This is a genomic window from Mycobacterium sp., from assembly GCF_032162605.1.
Classification (GTDB): Bacteria; Actinomycetota; Actinomycetes; order Mycobacteriales; family Mycobacteriaceae; genus Mycobacterium.
Genome location: NZ_JAVROT010000082.1, coordinates 1 through 16317 on the forward strand (window position 1 = coordinate 1; position 16317 = coordinate 16317).

Genomic DNA, 16317 nt, shown 5'->3' on the forward strand with positions numbered 1-16317 from the left:
GTTTCGGTGACCCACGGACCGGAGAAAGTCCGTATTCGACGTGGCCCGCGTACGACGTGGTTGCGCAGGCGATGGGCGGGTTGATGGGGATTACAGGTCCCGATGTCGATCATCCGACGAAGGTGGGACCAGGTGTTGGTGACGTATTCCCTGGCATCCTCACCGCGGTGGCCGTGCTCGCTGCGCTACGGCATGCGGAGAGGACTGGCGAAGGCCAGTTCGTCGACGTGTCGATGTACGACTCGGTCGTTGCGTTGTGTGAACGGGTCATCTATCAACATTCGTACATCGGTATAGTGCCGAAACCACAGGGCAACGGCAATCCTCAGTTCTGCCCGTTCGACGTGTTCCCCGCAGCGGACGGTTTCGTGACGATCGCGGCTCCTCGCGACCATCAGTGGGATCTGTTGTGCAGGTTGATCGGTAGACCCGAGTTGAGCGCCGACGAGCGTTACGCCACCAACGCCGCGCGAGTGCGGCACGCGGAGAATGTTCGAAATCTTCTGTCCGAGTGGACCCGAAGCAGAACTATCACACAGATCCTTGACGTCCTTGGCGGACATGTGGCGGTCGGTCCCATACACGACGCAGCCGACCTTTTTCATGATCAGCACGTCTCTGCCAGAAACATGATCGTCGAGGTGGAACATCCCGGCGTCCCGAAACCGCTCGCAGTCGTGGGACGACCGATGAAGTTCACCCGGACGCCGGGCCCGGCGGCACAACGCGCCCCATTCTTGGGTGAGCATGGCGTCGAAGTACTCACCTCGCTCGGGTATACCGCCGCTCAGATTTCGGAGCTGCATCGTGGGGGTGCAGTGGGCACACAGCGCGATGGTGGCGTTCAACCCAGCGTGTTCACGTACCCCGGGTGAGCAACCGCGAGCCGGGCAGCAACGGCCTGGCGAACGGATTGCGCGACAGCCGGGTCGGACCGGCGGCGTCGGTTGATTCGGTGGCGGTTTGGGGTCGACGTGGGCTCGCGGGAACACGATCGAGTCGAAAATGGCCGCGGCTTCGCGGTCATGGTCGAGGTAGGCGGCGGCGGGGCCGGTGAAGTTGTCGGCGTAGTTGCCGAATTGGGCTGCCTTGACCTGCACGGCTGGCTCACGTGCGGCCATCCCCGCGGGGATCGAACAGCGGTGGGAAATCCCATCGGGCCGTGCGTAGCGGCGATGCGTTGGATCTTGGCAAGCGCCTGGGGCGGAAATTCTGCTGTGGCAGAGGCCAATTCGGTGTAGTCGTCGGCTGCACTATGTAGGTCGGCCGGTTGACGTTCAGCTGGCCCACGGTCGTCAGCCTTCGTCGAGCAGCGGGTCGTAACGGTGCGCGAAGGCCGACTGCGCGCAGGTGACGTACAGCTCCTTGCGCGCGAGCAGGCGACAATGGAGCCGTGATCAATGACAGGACCGACAGTGCCGCGCGGTCAGGCGGTACGTATCTGCGGGTCACCGATTACGTGCACAGGAGCGGCAGTCTTGGCCACTACCTCGTCGAAGTCGACGCCGTCGGCGAGTTGTACGGCAGTGAACTCCGCACCGGTCACGTCGAAGACCCCCAGGTCGGTGATGACCCGATTCACCACGGCCTTGCCCGTCAGCGGCAGGTCGCAGCTGACAACAAGTTTTGCAGCGCCAGCTTTGGACACATGGTCCATCAACACGATCACGCGTCCGGCGCCGTTGACTAGGTCCATCGCGCCGCCCATACCCTTAATCACGGAACCTGGAACCATCCAATTAGCCAGGTCTCCGTTGGCTGCGACTTGCATGCCGCCAAGGACCGCAACATCGACGTGTCCGCCGCGGATCATGGCGAAACTGGTAGCGGAATCGAAGTACGAGGCTCCAGCGAGCACCGACACTGTCTGCTTGCCCGCATTCACCAAATCGGGGTCTACCTCGTCGTCGTAGGGGAACGGGCCGACTCCAAGGATTCCGTTCTCGGCATGCAGCGTGACATCTGAGTCCTCCGGTAGGTAGTTCGGAATTAGTGTCGGCAGACCGATTCCAAGGTTGACGTAATCGCCGTCACGGAGTTCGATCGCGGCCCGGGCGGCCATCTGAGCGTGGGTCCAACTCATGACAGCTCCTGTAGTGACTGTGTCGGGCGCGGTCGTGTCGTTCGCTTCTCGATCCCCTTGTGCGACGCCTGTAGCGGCGTCAGCTCGACAACGCGTTGGACGAAGATGCCGGGAAGCTGAATCTGGTCGGGGTGAAGCACCCCGACCTCCACCACCTTCTCCGCTTCGACGATGGTAAGGCGACCAGCCATGGCTGCCGGCGGGTTGAAATTCCTTGCAGCCGCGTGGAAGACGCAGTTCCCTTTGTGGTCGGCGACGGCTGCGCGGATTAGCGCGTAATCGGTGACGATCGATTCTTCGAGCAGCATTTGGTGTGAGCCGAAGTTGCGTATTTCCTTGGGTGGTGAGGCGAGCGCGACCGTCCCGTCCGCGTTGTAACGCCAAGGCAGACCGCCGTCAGCGACAAGGGTACCGGCGCCGGTCGGGGTGAAGAATGCGCCGATCCCGGCCCCCCCGGCGCGTAGTCGCTCGGCGAGCGTGCCCTGCGGCGTCAATTCCACCGTCAGCTCACCGGTTAAGTACTGGCGCGCGAACTCTCTGTTGTCGCCAACGTAGGACGCGATCACGCGGGTGATCTTGCGCGCCTCCAGTAGCAGTCCGAGCCCGCCCCCATCGACTCCGCAGTTGTTGCTGACAATCGTTAGATTGCTGGCACCTTGCTCCAAGAGGGCATGGATGAGAACCCGTGGAATACCGGCCAGTCCGAAGCCCCCGACTGCCAGACTCGCGCCGTCAGTGATGTCGGCAACCGCTTCCGCCGACGACTCGACAACCTTGTTCAAAGCCATTGAAGCTCCTTGAGAAGTTCGATTACGGCGGGCTTCGACGGCGGTTGATTTCTCGGTATCCCACAGCGAACTGGCTATGGGTGTGACCGTGTCGGACAGCCGGACATGATTTGGGTCTACTGAGGTCTTCTCGTATCGAGAAACAATCTAAACCTTATAATTGATGCTGTTGCAAAAAGATCCGCCACCCATCTCGGCGGATAATTCAGCCGAACCCGAGGTAAGTTCGTTCAGGATTATGCTCGACGAAGTTGGAAGCATTTCAGCTGTGCCAATGATGGCCATTGTTGCGCAGCATCCGAATTCATCAAATATGGGGGCTGCGATTGCGGTTATGCCTCGCCGCGAGGTATTGAATCGATAGCCATCGCGCCTCGTCGTCTCCACTTGCTTTTCGACTCGGTCGCGTTCGTACTCAGGCAACATGGCGAGTAGCCGGGCCACGCTTAGTTGATCTGGCGAGAACGCCAAGAAGGTAAGTCCCTGAGCGCTGATCAGAGAGAGTTGCGTGCCAACCCTGACCGTCACTAGCGCGCCTTCAACTTCCTTTTCCTCCACCCGGCTGACGACCGGACCGGTGGGAGTCCAGAGGCTGAGGACTGACGTCGCGAAAGTGGCGTCCGCAACCTGCCTCATATGGGGTGCGGCACGGTCCATCACCCGGCGTCGTCCGAGAGCGAATGCTCCGAGCCTCAACAGTGCACTACCCGGGATAAAACTAGCAGGCTGTGTTCCTCGCTCCAGGAGCCCAGCAGACATTAGTGAATTGCAATATCGGTATGCGGTCGTGCGGTTGAGTCCGATCTTCTCTCCAACTTCAGCAGCGGTGAGTTCCTGCGTTTCCGCGCCAAAAAGGCCGAGCACGTCCGCCGCGCGGCTGACTGCACGGATATCGCTGCTCGAACTGTCTGCACTCGTTGTTGGCGATGCCATGGATCCTTACACTGTCTCTATGAGTTGAAATGAGCAACTGTCGTTGCGAGCATCATACAAGTAACGGTTGAGGGGCTTGAATTTCTTGAATCGCTCGGCGAGCTTCCGCTTGGGACGCTGGTTAGTCGGCCGCACGTTTGTGGAGCGTGTACGCGGTGTAATCAGACCGTTCTGCAACAATGCCTCCTACGTGTTTACTCTTAAGACTTCTGCGGGGACCAACGTAAACCGAGCCAGAACGTAGCCCCTACGGGCTTACTGCGGCGTCATCACCGCATCTAGTAAGGCCCTTAAGGCCGGCGCCCACTAGTTGCAGTAGGGGGCCGACGTGTGGTGGCGTCTGACCCGCCTGCGAGAACGGAACGAGTTGCCGGACGATATCGTGCAGCTTCTTCGTGGCCTCCCCGAGCGGAGTCCGCCCGCGCAGCTCGACGGCCTGCGCCGCCGTGAGCAACTCCATGGCAACGATGGAGGTGCCGAGCCGAGCCAGTTCGGCTGCGCGACGGGCGCCGAGCGCAGCCATGCTCGCTCGATCCATGTTTCCGTTGGAATGACTCGAACTGGCGAGTTCGCCGACAAGCGGCACAGTCAGCAGTCTTGCCTCGGAAGTAATCGACTTATGAAACAACGCAACACCGTTAAAGCCGGTCGCACCAACGCCGTCCTCCTCAATGAGACCCCCGGCGAGGCCTGACCAGAAGGAATCGACCATTTTCGAGAGTCGCTCAGTTGAGCTCGTCACGACGGGTGCGAAGGCCAGTCGCGCGATGTCGAGCGCCATGGTGAGCGAGACCATGTCAAAGTTGGCTACCGCCACCAGTGCCCGATCGCTCAGTGAGACGATCGGATTGCATTGTGCCGCATTGACTTCAACGGCTAATTGCTCATTTGCATAAGCGAGGCCGTCTGCTGCCGTCCCGTGAATGAGGGGGATAGAACGGAAGCAAAGTGAGTCCTGCATGTGGCGCGGACCGTCGGCTGCCCACAGATAGCTGCCTTGGAGGTATCGACGCAAACGTTCGCCGTGTAACTGCACACCGCGGAATGGCCGTGAGGTGAGCGCCGCGTCGGTGACAATGGAGGGATTGGCAGCGTAGCCCTCCATGCTCAACGCGCTGACCAACGTGAAGGAATCCAGTAGCGCGGTGAGGTCAGCGAGCGCCAGCGTGGACATAGCAGTACAGAAGGCGCTCGAGTTGATCAGCGCGAGTCCCTCTCCTGGCATCAGGTCCAGGCCCGCGAACAGGCCCAACGCGAGGTCCGACATCGAAGACATATCGCTCTGCCCCATCGATCCCCACTCATGCACCGGGACCGTCTGGCGGCGATTGATTGCATTGACAAGGCGCTGAGCCAGCACGGGCCGAACGCCTAAGTACCCGCTGGCCATAGCGTTGAGCAGGATCGCCATAGTCGCGCGCACCGACTCTTCGCTGGCCAGGGGACCGTGCCCCACACTGTGGGTGAGGAGGATTCGGCGATTGAATTCGGCTAGTTGGTCCTGTCGTAGAGCGACCCCGGTCTTCGCTCCAACGCTGGTGGTCAAACCGTAGACACGCTCGCCCCGCTCAACGGCGTCGTCCACGATTTGCCGCGAAGTAGACATCCGACGCTCGACATCAGGCGCAAGTTCGACGTCGGCGCGCGATCGCGCGATCGCCACAACGTCGGCCGCCGTCAGCTGGGTGCCGGTGATCTTGACAATGTTCGGCATGTCGGCCTTTCCAACGCCTTCTCGGGCAGTGCTGCGCCTCCGTCATGGCGGTGAGTCTCGGAGCGCTCAATGTGTTCATCTGACGCACAGAGTATCCCATTGAACGCACAGATAGACCACTCTGGGGCCAAAAAGTGCCCAAATATGTTCACTAGACGACTTGACACCTTGATGTACGAACATCAGACTGACTTCGTAATCTGAGTCACGCCCAGACGTCTAGCCCTTTAGGAGGCTTTTGTGGCCACACATGCACCCATCGCCGAGATCCTCGACGGGACGGTGGATTTGCACTGCCATTCAGGCCCAAACCCGTTCTCGAGGGAGTTCGACCACGTAGAGGCAGCAAAGGATGCTGAGCGGCTCAACATGCGTGCGATCTTGGTGAAATCACACCACCACAACACCGTCATGGACCTTCTCGCGATGAGTCGCGAACTGGCGGATTGCAAGACCCACGCCTATGGCGGTGTGGCCCTCAATGCACAAGTCGGCGGCATCAACCCGTATGTCGTCGCGATGAGCCTTCGCATGGGCGGTCGGGCGGTTTGGTTCCCGACATTCTCCAGCCGCCAGCATTGCGAGCACGATCACCACGGCTTCCCCGAATCGCTAGTCGAGATCCCAAACCGAATCGTCGACGTCCGAGATGCGCGGGACAACATCGTCGATGAGGTGTACGAGGTAATAGATCTGATTGTCGAAAGCGATGCACTGCTTTCGGCCGGGCACCTGTCGATAAGGGATGCCAAAGCCGTCTTCGAGATCGCCAAGAATCGCGGCGTACGACGCATGGTGATCAGCCACCCAAACTTCGTGATCGATGCCAATTCGGACGAATGTCGGCAACTGACAGAGCTCGGAGTATTCGTTGAGCATGAGGTCGGAATGTACGACCCGCTCGGTTTCCGAAAGTGGGACCCGACCATCCTCCTCGACTGGATCCGCACGGTGGGACCTGAAAATACCGTCCTGGCTTCAGATCTCGGGCAGAAAGGCCGGCCGATGCCCGTTGACGCGTTCATGCGGGTTGGAACTGAACTGCTAAATGCTGGCCTCGAGCCCCATGAACTGCGGCAGGTCTCCTGCCGCAACCCGGGCTTCCTCTTGGGTTTAGACGCGGAACGGCCAGAGCTTCTAACGGCACAGGCCGAATCCACTCGCTAAGGAGACGACGTGACATCCCACACTGGCACGACGAAGGTTGACGGCGGTCGCGAACAGCACATTGACGTCGGCCGCCCCCAGTACTTCGACTTCACTTGCATCGAACCGGACACTGTCAGCAACGCAGGAAGCTCGACGTGGCGGTTACGGGCGAAGAATATTGTCTTCGTCCTGACTGACCTGAAGGCCGGCGACCACCTCGTCCGAGTAGGCGATGCCGACGAGCACATGCTTGTGATGCTGAGTGACACCCAATCACTCGACGCCCGTGCGGGAGATCAGACCGTGGCGGTTACAGGTCGCTCCATCATAATTATTCCGCCAGGAGACAGTGAGATCACCGCCAAAAGCGATGGCAGGGTTCTTCAGCTGTTTCCGCCGTCCGCAGCAGACCTTGCGGACAGCTGCCGGAACAATAGTTTCTACGTGAGCGGTGCACCCCACGTGGCCAAGTCCGCACCATGGCCTGCGCCCAAAGTGAGCAAACTGCACGTATATACCGCGCTGGATCAGATCCCGTCATCGCCGAACAGGATGGGGAGGATCTACCGGAACCGGCACGCAATGGTCAATTTCTTGTACGCCCGGCTGGGTCCGCGAGACCCCTCGTCACTCTCGCCACATCACCATGACGACTTCGAGCAATTGAGCTACGCAGACTCCGGCGAGTACGTCCACCACATCCGCACACCGTGGACGAAGGATCGTCGCGACTGGAGGCAGGATGAACATATTCGCCTCGGCAGCCCCTCGCTCATCATCATCCCGCCCCCGACCATCCACACCTCCGAAGCTATCGGGCCGGGACGAAACCAACTGCTCGACGTCTTTGCCGGACCCCGAAGCGATTTCTCATCGAAGGACGGCTGGGTGCTCAACGCGGACGACTATCCGACCGCACAGGCCTGGGACCCGCAATGATTCCGTCGATACTGGCGACTAGGGACGGTCGCAAAGGGCCCGCCTTCGGGGTCTGGGTAAAACTGTCCACCATTGAGTCCACCGAGATCATGGCCGCGGCGGGGTTCGATTTCTGCGTCATTGACATGGAGCACACGCTGTTTGACACGCAGACCGTCTACCAACATATCGTCGTCGGTTCGGGACTCGGCTTACAGATGCTGGTCCGCATTCCGGACTCTGCTGGGCCGCTGATCCAACGCGTTCTGGACGCTGGCGCCTTTGGCGTCGTAGCCCCCCATGTCGACACCGCGAACGACGCGTTGCGAATAGCCCAATCCTGTACGTTCCCCCCGGTTGGCACGCGTGGCTCCGGAGGCACGTCGAGGGCTGGCCAATGGGGACTTCGCCAACGTGATCAGTACCTCAATGACACGCGGCTGTGCATCCCGCAAATCGAAAGTTCGCAGGGCGCTCAAAATATAGAGGACATCCTCCGCACGCCCGGTGTCGGGTCAATCATGCTTGGACCAGCTGATCTCGGCCTCGACCGCACGCGAGATCCAGAGGGGCCGTCTACTGCGGAAATGTTGGAGCTGGTTCGGCAGGCAGCGCGAGCAGCAAACATACCGATTGGCACGGCGTGCAACTTGCGTGACGCTGCATCCGCCGTCCACATCGGATACGACTTCATCGTCTGCGGCAATGACGCTTCGCTGCTAGCAAAGACCGCGCAGGGAAGTGTTGCGAAACTTCAGGACCTGGGGTCCAGCTTCGCCAAAACGCAACGGTTATCCGATGCAACCAGCAAAGGGGTCTTGTGATTATTGATGCACGCGATCTGAATGCACCGTCCGCATACCGATTGCTCACAGGGATCGTCGTTCCAAGGCCAATAGCCTGGGTGACGACGCTATCGACTGCTGGTGTTGTCAACCTCGCCCCGTTCAGTGCCTTCACGCTCGTCTCTAACCGACCTCCAATGATCGGGATAAACATCGGTTTGCGCGCGGGAAAGCGCAAGGATACGAGTAGCAACATTCACGCGACCGGCGAGTTTGTCGTCAACATTCCAACGTGGAATATGCGCAGTTCTGTCCACCAAAGCTCGGAAGACTATGCGCCGGACGTCAGTGAGGCGAATGAGCTCGGATTAAGACTGTCGGCGAGCGAGATGGTTAAACCGCCACGGCTGTCTGACTCACCGATCAGCATGGAATGCGCCTTCGACCAAGTCGTAAAGTATGGCGATGCGGGGTCGGAGTTTACGACGGGCAAGATTCTAAGGTTCCATATCCGAAATGATCTTTATGTGAACGGTAAGATCGACACCAGGCGGCTCGATCCAGTAGCCCGGGTCGCTGGTCCATCGTATTCGCGGGTAAATACGGTCGAGACTTTGAAGCCGATACCGATACCGCAGGCGTCAGGTGCGAATAGCGTCTCGGGATTGACCTCCATATTAGCCAATCTCGATGGATCTACATCGTGAGTCAGTCAAAGAGAGCAAATCGCATACTCAAGGAAGGCCCACATATGCTGTGTTTGAGAAATCATGACGATGACGGTCCGCTCGGAGCACCCCACGACTGCTCGCAAGCCTCACCAAGCCCTGGCCAGGCCAAGCGTCGTGGACGCATCACAATCGCGGCCGCCCTCACCGGATCCGTCGTGCTGCTGGCTGCCTGCGGCAGTAGCGGCGGATCGGGCAGCAACAAGGCCGGGCCACTGACATTCGTCTCTTACGGCGGCCCGCTGCAAGAAAATCTCGAAACGGCGTGGCAGAAACCTTTCTCAGCCGCGACCGGCTCTGAATTTCGAAACGACGGACCGAGTGACCCCGCCAAACTCAAAACAATGGTGGAGGCAGGAAAAGTATCGTGGGACGTCGTAGATCTCGGCTCGTCGTTTGCGGCGCAGAATTGCGGAACGTATGTAACCAAACTCGATCTGTCCCAAGTCGACACCACGAAGTTTCCGCCAGGTACGGTCACCGATTGCGGAGTGCCCGCTTTTTTCTATGGGCTTACCTTTATGTACAACACCAAGAAATACGGGGATAACCCTCCAACAAAGATCGCAGATTTCTTCGACACCGCCAAGTTCCCCGGTGGGCGGCTGCTGCCGCCTGATATAGACACCGGCCCGCTGGAGGATGCTTTGTTAGCTGATGGTGTACCCGTCGAAGGCTTGTATCCCCTGGACGTCAACCGGGCTCTAAAGAAATTGGACGGGATAAAGGCAGATACCACCTTCGCCGCGACCAACAGCCAGATGCAGCAAGCGATGGTGGGGGATCAGGTCGACATGGCGCTGATAGTTACCGCACGCGCCGAGTCCGCCATCAAAGCTGGGGCGACGTTCAAGCCGGTGTGGGATAAAACGATTCTTTCCTCCGACTCGCTAGTAATTCCCAAGGGATCGCCGCACGTGGACGAGGCCCTGAAGTTCATTACGTTCACGGCGGAGCCGGCGCAGTCGGCGAAATTCACGGAGCTGGCCAGCGTGTTGCCCTCAAATAGCGACGCCAAACCGAGTCTCGACGAGACGCAGGACGCGCTGAACCCGAACCTTCCCGGACGTAAGGATGGCGTCGTGGTGAGCGACGTCAGCTGGTGGGCCAAGAATCTAGATGCGGTCACCAAGCAGTACGCCGCGTGGATGGCTGGATAGGAGCGTGGCGGTGAGAAGTTCCACTGTTGCGGTCGCGGCCATCTCGACGGGGAATGGCCACAAGGCACGGCGCGCGGCGCCGATGTGGCTGCTGTTGCCTGTAACTGCATTCCTACTCGTGTTTTTCCTGTACCCCTTGCTGATTATTTTATGGCGCAGTTTCACCGATCCCAGCATGGGTTTCGAGAACTACTTGGCCTTGCTGCACGACGGTGTGTCGGGCACCGTGTTGCTCCGAACACTGCGCACTTCGCTGATCGTCGCCGTAGGAACTCTGATACTCGCCTACCCCTACGCCTTCGCAATGACGGTGGTCAGCGCGCGGACCCGCAACCTTCTGACGGTGTTGGTCCTGCTGCCGTTCTGGACCTCCCTGATGGCCCGAAACTTCGCTTGGTACATGGTCTTACAGCGCGGCGGTCCCATCAATCGGTTATTCGACGCGATCGGAGTGCATGATGTCGTGCTGCTTGGGACGGTGGCCGGAGTGACAATCGCAATGATTCAGGTGATGTTGCCGTACATGGTCTTGCCGCTGCACAGCGGAATGCAAGGGATCGACCGTCGACTCCTAGACGCTGGCACCAGCTTGGGCGCCCCCCGGTGGCGGGCCTTCATCCAGATTTATCTCCCGCTGTCGATCCCTGGCGTGGTGTCAGGCTTCTCTCTGGTATTTACGATGGTCCTGGGCTTCTACATCACCCCGGCACTTCTCGGGTCACCACAGCAGTCATTGATCTCACAGTTGATCGCGACGCACGTGACGACGTTGCTGGACTTTGGTGGCGCCGGCGCGCTGTCCGCAGTCTTGTTGGCAGTGACATTGCTGGTGTTGTTTGCGGTGAGCCGGATCGCGCGGCCTACCGCCTCAATGAGTCAGGCGGTGGATCGTGGCTGGTGAGCCGTTGCAGCGCGCCGTGCGAACTCGCCGGGAAGGCGGGCCGGGTTGGGGGCTACGGATCGTCGTGGCCCTGGTCGCCGCGATATTGCTGGCCCCGACGCTGGTCGTTATCCCGACGAGTTTCTCCGGTGGCCTGACGTTTGAGTTCCCCCCTAAGAGCTGGTCCCTGCGTTGGTATAAAGAGTTTTTCGGATCGGGCGCATGGATGAGCTCGCTCGCCACCTCGCTGAAGATCAGTCTCCTAGTCGCGCTTATCGCCACCATGATCGGTGTCGCCGCGGCCCTCGGCCTAGACCGGTCGCGGTTTTTTGGCCGCGGTTCGCTCCGAGCCCTCATCATGGCGCCGATGATCGTGCCCGGCATCGTGGTCGCAGTCGCGGTGTATGCGGTATTCCTACGCTGGCAACTCAACAGCACGGTTCTCGAGTTCGTGCTCGCTCACACGGTGTTGGCGGTGCCGTTCGTGGTGACGACGGTTGCGACCAGCCTCGTCGGATATGACCAGACCATGGACGTCGCGTCTGCCAGCCTCGGCGCGTCGAATTTGACGACCTTCTGGAGGATCACCGTGCCCTTACTGGCGCCGGGAGTGCTGTCGGGATTCGTGTTCGCCTTCGTTACCTCTTTCGACGAGGTGGTGATTGCGCTGTTCTTGCAAACCCCGGATACGCGCACCCTGCCGGTTCAGATGTACAACGCCATCACCCTCGAGATCGACCCGACCATCGCGGCGGCATCAAGTCTGATCATCGTTGTTACCACCATCATCCTGCTTCTTCCACAATTATCACGAAGTCGACGGAGTGCCGTGTGAACCACCTAGCAGGCTCCAGCAATTACAGTCACGGGATTCGGATCGCCAACGTCAGCAAGACCTACGCGGGGATGCCGAAACCGGCGGTCGCCGACGTCTCCCTAGAGATAGCCCCCGGGGAATTCATGACGTTCCTCGGACCCAGTGGTTCCGGCAAGACCACGGTGCTGTCGATGATCGCCGGGTTCGTCTCACCGACCGGGGGCACAATCCACATCGACGGGCGGGACATCACGCGCCTCAAGCCGCATAAGCGTGATCTTGGCGTGGTGTTTCAGCAGTATGCGCTATTCCCCCATATGAGCGTCGCGCGCAACATTGCGTATCCGTTGCAGCAACGCGGACTTCCGCGTGCCGAGATCAAGGCGAAAGTGCACGCAGCGCTTGAACTTGTGCACTTGGAGGGCTATTCCGATCGGCTGCCCAAACAGCTCTCAGGCGGTCAACAACAGCGTGTGGCGGTTGCCCGCGCGGTGGTCTATCAACCGCGGGCGTTGCTGCTAGATGAACCACTGGGCGCATTGGACAAGAAGCTGCGCGACCAATTGCAGCGCGAGATCGCCAGGATGCACAGCGAATTGGGTATGACGTTCGTCTTCGTAACGCACGACCAAGAGGAAGCTCTGTCCCTGTCAGATCGAATCTCTGTGTTCAACGAGGGCAGGATCGAGCAAGTCGGAACACCTATCGAGCTCTACGAACGCCCAGCGACACTGTTCGTCGCCGAGTTTCTGGGCGAATCCAATGTGTTCTCCGGCGTGCAAGACGGCCAGTTGGCAATCGTTCGACCAGAGCTCCTCGACCTAGTTACCAACCCGAACGCCATCCGCTCGGGATGGCTACAACGGCCCGCGGTCGTCACCGACATCCTCTACGTCGGCAACCACCATCGCATCGGATTGCACTTCGCTGATGACAGCGCCGGTTCGGCGATGCAGGTTAGCGGTACGCCTTTGACGCTAACTCCCGGAGATTCGGTGGTCGCCGGGTGGGATCCGTTGCGGCACAGTCTCGTCGATGACCCAAGCACGACCGTTGGATCTGAAGAGCGCACTCACGCAATCGTCGGGTGACGACCCGACCACATCACATAGCACACCATCAATAGGAGGAAACTAGGGTCGCATATCAAACTGTTTACGGATCGCGATCACGCCGCCAGCAGGCGCAGCGTTCCGACGCCGTCCTCATCAAGCATCCAAATCAGTCGCGCGGCTACCGGAAGCCAGCTGGCCCGCGGCTCGATCGGTTGATCGACGTGAATCAGTCTCGTGTCAAACATCTTTCGTTACCGCATGCGACGACAGATGCCACGACCGCAAACGTCGACCGAAGGTCACCGATAGTCATGGCAAGAAGGATTGGCATGTCTTCACCGCATGCGCGGTGCGCGATCTAGCCGAGGCGGCAACGAAAGAATCAACCCCATTGGGATGAGTGCACTTCTGCTTGATCGCACGAAGCCCTCGATCCGCATAGCCGTCATTCTCTGAACCACCCAAATATTACGTCACTACCCCGAACCTATCGGGGTGCTGGACCCTGCCCGGAAGGACTCTGTTGAAAACTCAAGCTGCAATCGTTCGCGAACCCTCGTCGAAGTTCGAAGTTGTCACCATCGATGTGGACGATCCGCGGCCAGGCGAACTGCGGGTGAAACTCGTGGCCAGTGGGCTCTGTCATTCTGACGACCATCTCCAATCGGGATGGTCAACCTTGGATCACTACCCAATGGTCGCTGGACATGAAGGGGCTGGGATAGTCGACGCAGTCGGCGCGGACACACCGGGCTGGCGGGTCGGCGATCACGTCATCTTCTCGTTCGTCCCGAGTTGCGGTCGATGCCGCTGGTGTGCCGAAGGCAAGAGTTACCTCTGCAACCTCGGTCGCTACAGCGTCACCGGATCCCGCCCCGACGACCCAGGCAGTTTCCGGTTTAACCTTGACGGCCAGCCGGTCGGTCAACTGTGCGGTGTGGGCGCATTCGCGGAATACACCACCCTCTCAGCCCATTCCGCAATCAAGGTGGACAACGATCTTCCTCTGGAAAAGATGTGTTTGCTCGGTTGCGCTGTCAGCACGGGCTGGGGGTCGGCCGTCTACGCAGGGTCAGCATCACCAGGGGACGTAGTCGTCGTCATAGGCGTCGGCGGTATCGGAATCAACGCAGTTCAAGGCGCCGTGCACGCTGGCGCTACGGCGGTGGTGGCCGTAGATCCGATCGAGTTCAAGCGTGAGACGGCGTTGCGTCTTGGTGCGACACATGCCTTCGGGTCGATCAGTGACGTCGATGATCTTGTGAAGTCCTTGACGGATGGTCAAGGCGCTGACTCTGCCGTGGTCGCGATCGGGCACGTAACTGGCGAGCACATCGCGGCAGCTGTTCGTATCATTCGAAAAGCTGGCACCGTTGTAGTCACCGGCCTATCTGCATCGAACGACATCGCTGGGATACCCGTTAATCCGCGCGAATTGACTCTCATGCAGAAGCGTATCCAAGGAACAATATTCGGGGAATGTAACCCCGTGGCGGACGTGCCCCGCCAAATTCAGATGTATCGTTCGGGTCAACTGAAGCTGGATGAACTCATCACGCGCACTTACAGTCTCGACGAAGTCGCCCTCGGCTACGAGGATATGCACGCTGGACGGAATATACGCGGAGTAATCCTGTTCGACTGACCAAGATTAATGAAATGAGAGCTAAAATGGTATCTACATCTGTGATTCAACACCCCGAGAAGTTGTTTATCAATGGGACCTGGGTGGATTCATCTTCGGACGCCCGCATCGATGTGATCGATTCAAACACCGAAGGCCTGTTCCTGAGTATCGCGGAGGCTCTTCCGGCCGATGTGGAGCACGCCATAGCCGCGGCCCGCTCTGCGTTCGATGAGGGACCCTGGCCTAGGCTCGGCCATCAGCAGCGCGGTGATTACCTGCGCTCGATGGCCGTGGAGTTGCGCAAGAGATCGGATGCATTGTCAGAGATTTGGCCACGCGAGTCCGGTGAACTGTTCAGAATAGCCTGCGGCGGAGGCGAACTCGGCGCGGGCATTCTGGAACGTTATGCCTCCCTGGATGTCGACTACGCTTGGGAAGAGCCCGCCAATCCGACCAATGGCGGCGAGTTCGGGCTGATCGTTCGCGAGCCGGTCGGCGTCGTGGGTGCGATCATCCCCTGGAATAGCCCAATCACAGCCGCCTTGCACAAGATGGCACCGGCGCTCATGGCGGGATGCACTGTCGTGCTGAAGGGTTCCCCTGAGGCCCCCGGAGCGGGATATTTACTCGCCGAAGCAGCAGAAGCCGTCGGACTGCCCCCCGGCGTTCTCAATGTAATCACTGCTCAGCGGGAAGCCTCCGAGGTCCTAGTACGTGATCCCCGGGTGGAGAAGATCTCGTTCACCGGGTCAACGGCGACCGGACGCAGAATAGGCTCCATCATGGGAGAACGCATCGGCCGATTCACCCTCGAATTAGGAGGGAAATCGGCGGCGGTAATCCTCGGTGATGCCGACATGGAGGGGGCTGCGTCTTCGATCGCTGCGGCTGAGTGCCGACTTGCCGGTCAGGTATGTGCGTCGCTGACACGGTTGATAGTTCCACGCAGTCGTCACGACGAGTTTGTGGACGCGTTGGCATCCAAGTTTTCGAGCAAGCGCGTGGGTGATGCGTTTGACCCGTCTACCGACATTGGGCCGTTGGTGTCGGCCCAGCAACGGAAGCGCGTCGAGGGTTACATACAGCGAGGAATTGCAGAGGGTGCCACCCTTGTGACTGGCGGTGGTCGACCGAAGGATCTCGACCGCGGCTTCTTTGTTGAACCGACGGTGTTCGCAAATGTCGACAACGCTTCCACAATCGGTCGTGAAGAGATTTTCGGGCCCGTCCTTACCGTGATCGCAGCTGATGATGAAGACCATGCAATTCGCATGGCCAACGACAGTCCGTACGGTCTGAATGCGTCAGTTTTCACAAAGGATGTAGACCACGCGCGGAAAGTGGCTGGGCGGTTGCGCTCGGGCACCGTTGGACATAATGCCTACCGGATAGATTTTGGGCTTGGCTTTGGTGGATTCAAGCAATCCGGAATCGGCCGCGAGGGTGTGCGAGAAGGTGTCGCCGCGTATCTCGAAAGCAAAGTGGTGATTCTTGACGGCCCGCCGCACAGGTACCGCGACTGACTCGAACTTGGTGGTGACGACGCTGGGCCTCCACCAGCGTCATCACCAAACCAGGTACCAAATGGCCGGTGCAGAGCGCCGGCGGAACCGGCGGGGTTGACAGGGGTGATGCCCCTTCAACCGAGGTTCGCGAAAAAAGTGAGCAACGCGAGGCGTG

General features: G+C 59.6%; 15 protein-coding genes. 11 read left to right on the forward strand and 4 right to left on the reverse strand.

Annotation, left to right across the window (positions count from 1 at the left end):
• Positions 1 to 875: CaiB/BaiF CoA transferase family protein (locus QOI01_RS04465; RefSeq protein ID WP_526378976.1), on the forward strand; the 875-nt coding region annotated here is incomplete at its 5' end.
• 551 nt (positions 876 to 1426) lie between these two features.
• Here the strand turns inward: QOI01_RS04465 and QOI01_RS04470 are convergent.
• The 4 genes from QOI01_RS04470 to QOI01_RS04485 all read right to left on the reverse strand — a co-directional run bounded on the left by QOI01_RS04470 (position 1427) and on the right by QOI01_RS04485 (position 5518).
• Positions 1427 to 2083, reverse strand: coding sequence for a 3-oxoacid CoA-transferase subunit B (locus QOI01_RS04470; protein ID WP_526378978.1), 657 nt, complete (start codon positions 2081 to 2083; stop codon positions 1427 to 1429).
• Positions 2080 to 2871: a CoA transferase subunit A gene (locus tag QOI01_RS04475; protein ID WP_526378980.1), complete on the reverse strand. Its 792-nt coding sequence runs from the start codon at positions 2869 to 2871 to the stop codon at positions 2080 to 2082. The genes QOI01_RS04470 and QOI01_RS04475 overlap by 4 nt, the downstream gene beginning before the upstream one ends.
• 147 nt (positions 2872 to 3018) lie before the next feature.
• Positions 3019 to 3804, reverse strand: a complete 786-nt coding sequence (locus tag QOI01_RS04480; protein WP_526378982.1) for an IclR family transcriptional regulator — start codon at positions 3802 to 3804, stop codon at positions 3019 to 3021.
• A 247-nt stretch (positions 3805 to 4051) separates the two neighbouring features.
• A complete protein-coding gene (locus tag QOI01_RS04485) occupies positions 4052 to 5518 on the reverse strand; it encodes an aromatic amino acid lyase (RefSeq protein WP_526378984.1) in 1467 nt (488 codons plus the stop codon).
• Positions 5519 to 5758: 240 nt separating this feature from the next.
• Between QOI01_RS04485 and QOI01_RS04490 the strand changes: the two genes are divergently transcribed.
• The 10 genes from QOI01_RS04490 to QOI01_RS04535 all read left to right on the forward strand — a co-directional run bounded on the left by QOI01_RS04490 (position 5759) and on the right by QOI01_RS04535 (position 16160).
• Complete coding sequence (locus QOI01_RS04490; RefSeq protein WP_526378986.1) at positions 5759 to 6685, forward strand: DUF6282 family protein; 927 nt, start codon at positions 5759 to 5761, stop codon at positions 6683 to 6685.
• A gap of 9 nt (positions 6686 to 6694) precedes the next feature.
• Positions 6695 to 7606 (forward strand): cupin domain-containing protein, encoded by a 912-nt coding sequence (locus QOI01_RS04495; protein WP_526378988.1) that lies wholly within the window; start codon positions 6695 to 6697, stop codon positions 7604 to 7606.
• Entirely contained in the window at positions 7603 to 8409 is an 807-nt protein-coding gene (locus QOI01_RS04500) for an HpcH/HpaI aldolase family protein (protein ID WP_526378990.1), read from the forward strand. Before QOI01_RS04495 ends, QOI01_RS04500 begins: the two co-directional genes overlap by 4 nt.
• On the forward strand, positions 8406 to 9077 hold the full coding sequence (locus QOI01_RS04505) for a flavin reductase family protein (RefSeq protein ID WP_526378992.1): 672 nt from the start codon (positions 8406 to 8408) through the stop codon (positions 9075 to 9077). Before QOI01_RS04500 ends, QOI01_RS04505 begins: the two co-directional genes overlap by 4 nt.
• Complete coding sequence (locus QOI01_RS04510) at positions 9074 to 10258, forward strand: ABC transporter substrate-binding protein (RefSeq protein ID WP_526378993.1); 1185 nt, start codon at positions 9074 to 9076, stop codon at positions 10256 to 10258. The genes QOI01_RS04505 and QOI01_RS04510 overlap by 4 nt, the downstream gene beginning before the upstream one ends.
• 10 nt (positions 10259 to 10268) lie before the next feature.
• On the forward strand, positions 10269 to 11159 hold the full coding sequence (locus QOI01_RS04515) for an ABC transporter permease (RefSeq protein ID WP_526378994.1): 891 nt from the start codon (positions 10269 to 10271) through the stop codon (positions 11157 to 11159).
• Positions 11149 to 11973: an ABC transporter permease gene (locus QOI01_RS04520; protein ID WP_526378995.1), complete on the forward strand. Its 825-nt coding sequence runs from the start codon at positions 11149 to 11151 to the stop codon at positions 11971 to 11973. The genes QOI01_RS04515 and QOI01_RS04520 overlap by 11 nt, the downstream gene beginning before the upstream one ends.
• Positions 11970 to 13046 (forward strand): ABC transporter ATP-binding protein, encoded by a 1077-nt coding sequence (locus tag QOI01_RS04525; RefSeq protein ID WP_526378996.1) that lies wholly within the window; start codon positions 11970 to 11972, stop codon positions 13044 to 13046. Before QOI01_RS04520 ends, QOI01_RS04525 begins: the two co-directional genes overlap by 4 nt.
• A 487-nt stretch (positions 13047 to 13533) precedes the next feature.
• Positions 13534 to 14655, forward strand: a complete 1122-nt coding sequence (locus QOI01_RS04530; protein ID WP_526378997.1) for an NDMA-dependent alcohol dehydrogenase — start codon at positions 13534 to 13536, stop codon at positions 14653 to 14655.
• Positions 14656 to 14681: 26 nt separating this feature from the next.
• Complete coding sequence (locus QOI01_RS04535; protein ID WP_526378998.1) at positions 14682 to 16160, forward strand: aldehyde dehydrogenase; 1479 nt, start codon at positions 14682 to 14684, stop codon at positions 16158 to 16160.
• Positions 16161 to 16317 lie beyond the last annotated feature (157 nt).

Bases quoted from the DNA above. Each gene is read 5' to 3' on its own strand.
- QOI01_RS04470 (WP_526378978.1), bottom strand. From the start codon at position 2,083: ATGAGTTGGACCCACGCTCAGATGGCCGCCCGGGCCGCGATCGAACTC.
- QOI01_RS04475 (WP_526378980.1), bottom strand. From the start codon at position 2,871: ATGGCTTTGAACAAGGTTGTCGAGTCGTCGGCGGAAGCGGTTGCCGAC.
- QOI01_RS04480 (WP_526378982.1), bottom strand. From the start codon at position 3,804: ATGGCATCGCCAACAACGAGTGCAGACAGTTCGAGCAGCGATATCCGT.
- QOI01_RS04485 (WP_526378984.1), bottom strand. From the start codon at position 5,518: ATGCCGAACATTGTCAAGATCACCGGCACCCAGCTGACGGCGGCCGAC.
- QOI01_RS04500 (WP_526378990.1), top strand. From the start codon at position 7,603: ATGATTCCGTCGATACTGGCGACTAGGGACGGTCGCAAAGGGCCCGCC.
- QOI01_RS04535 (WP_526378998.1), top strand. From the start codon at position 14,682: ATGGTATCTACATCTGTGATTCAACACCCCGAGAAGTTGTTTATCAAT.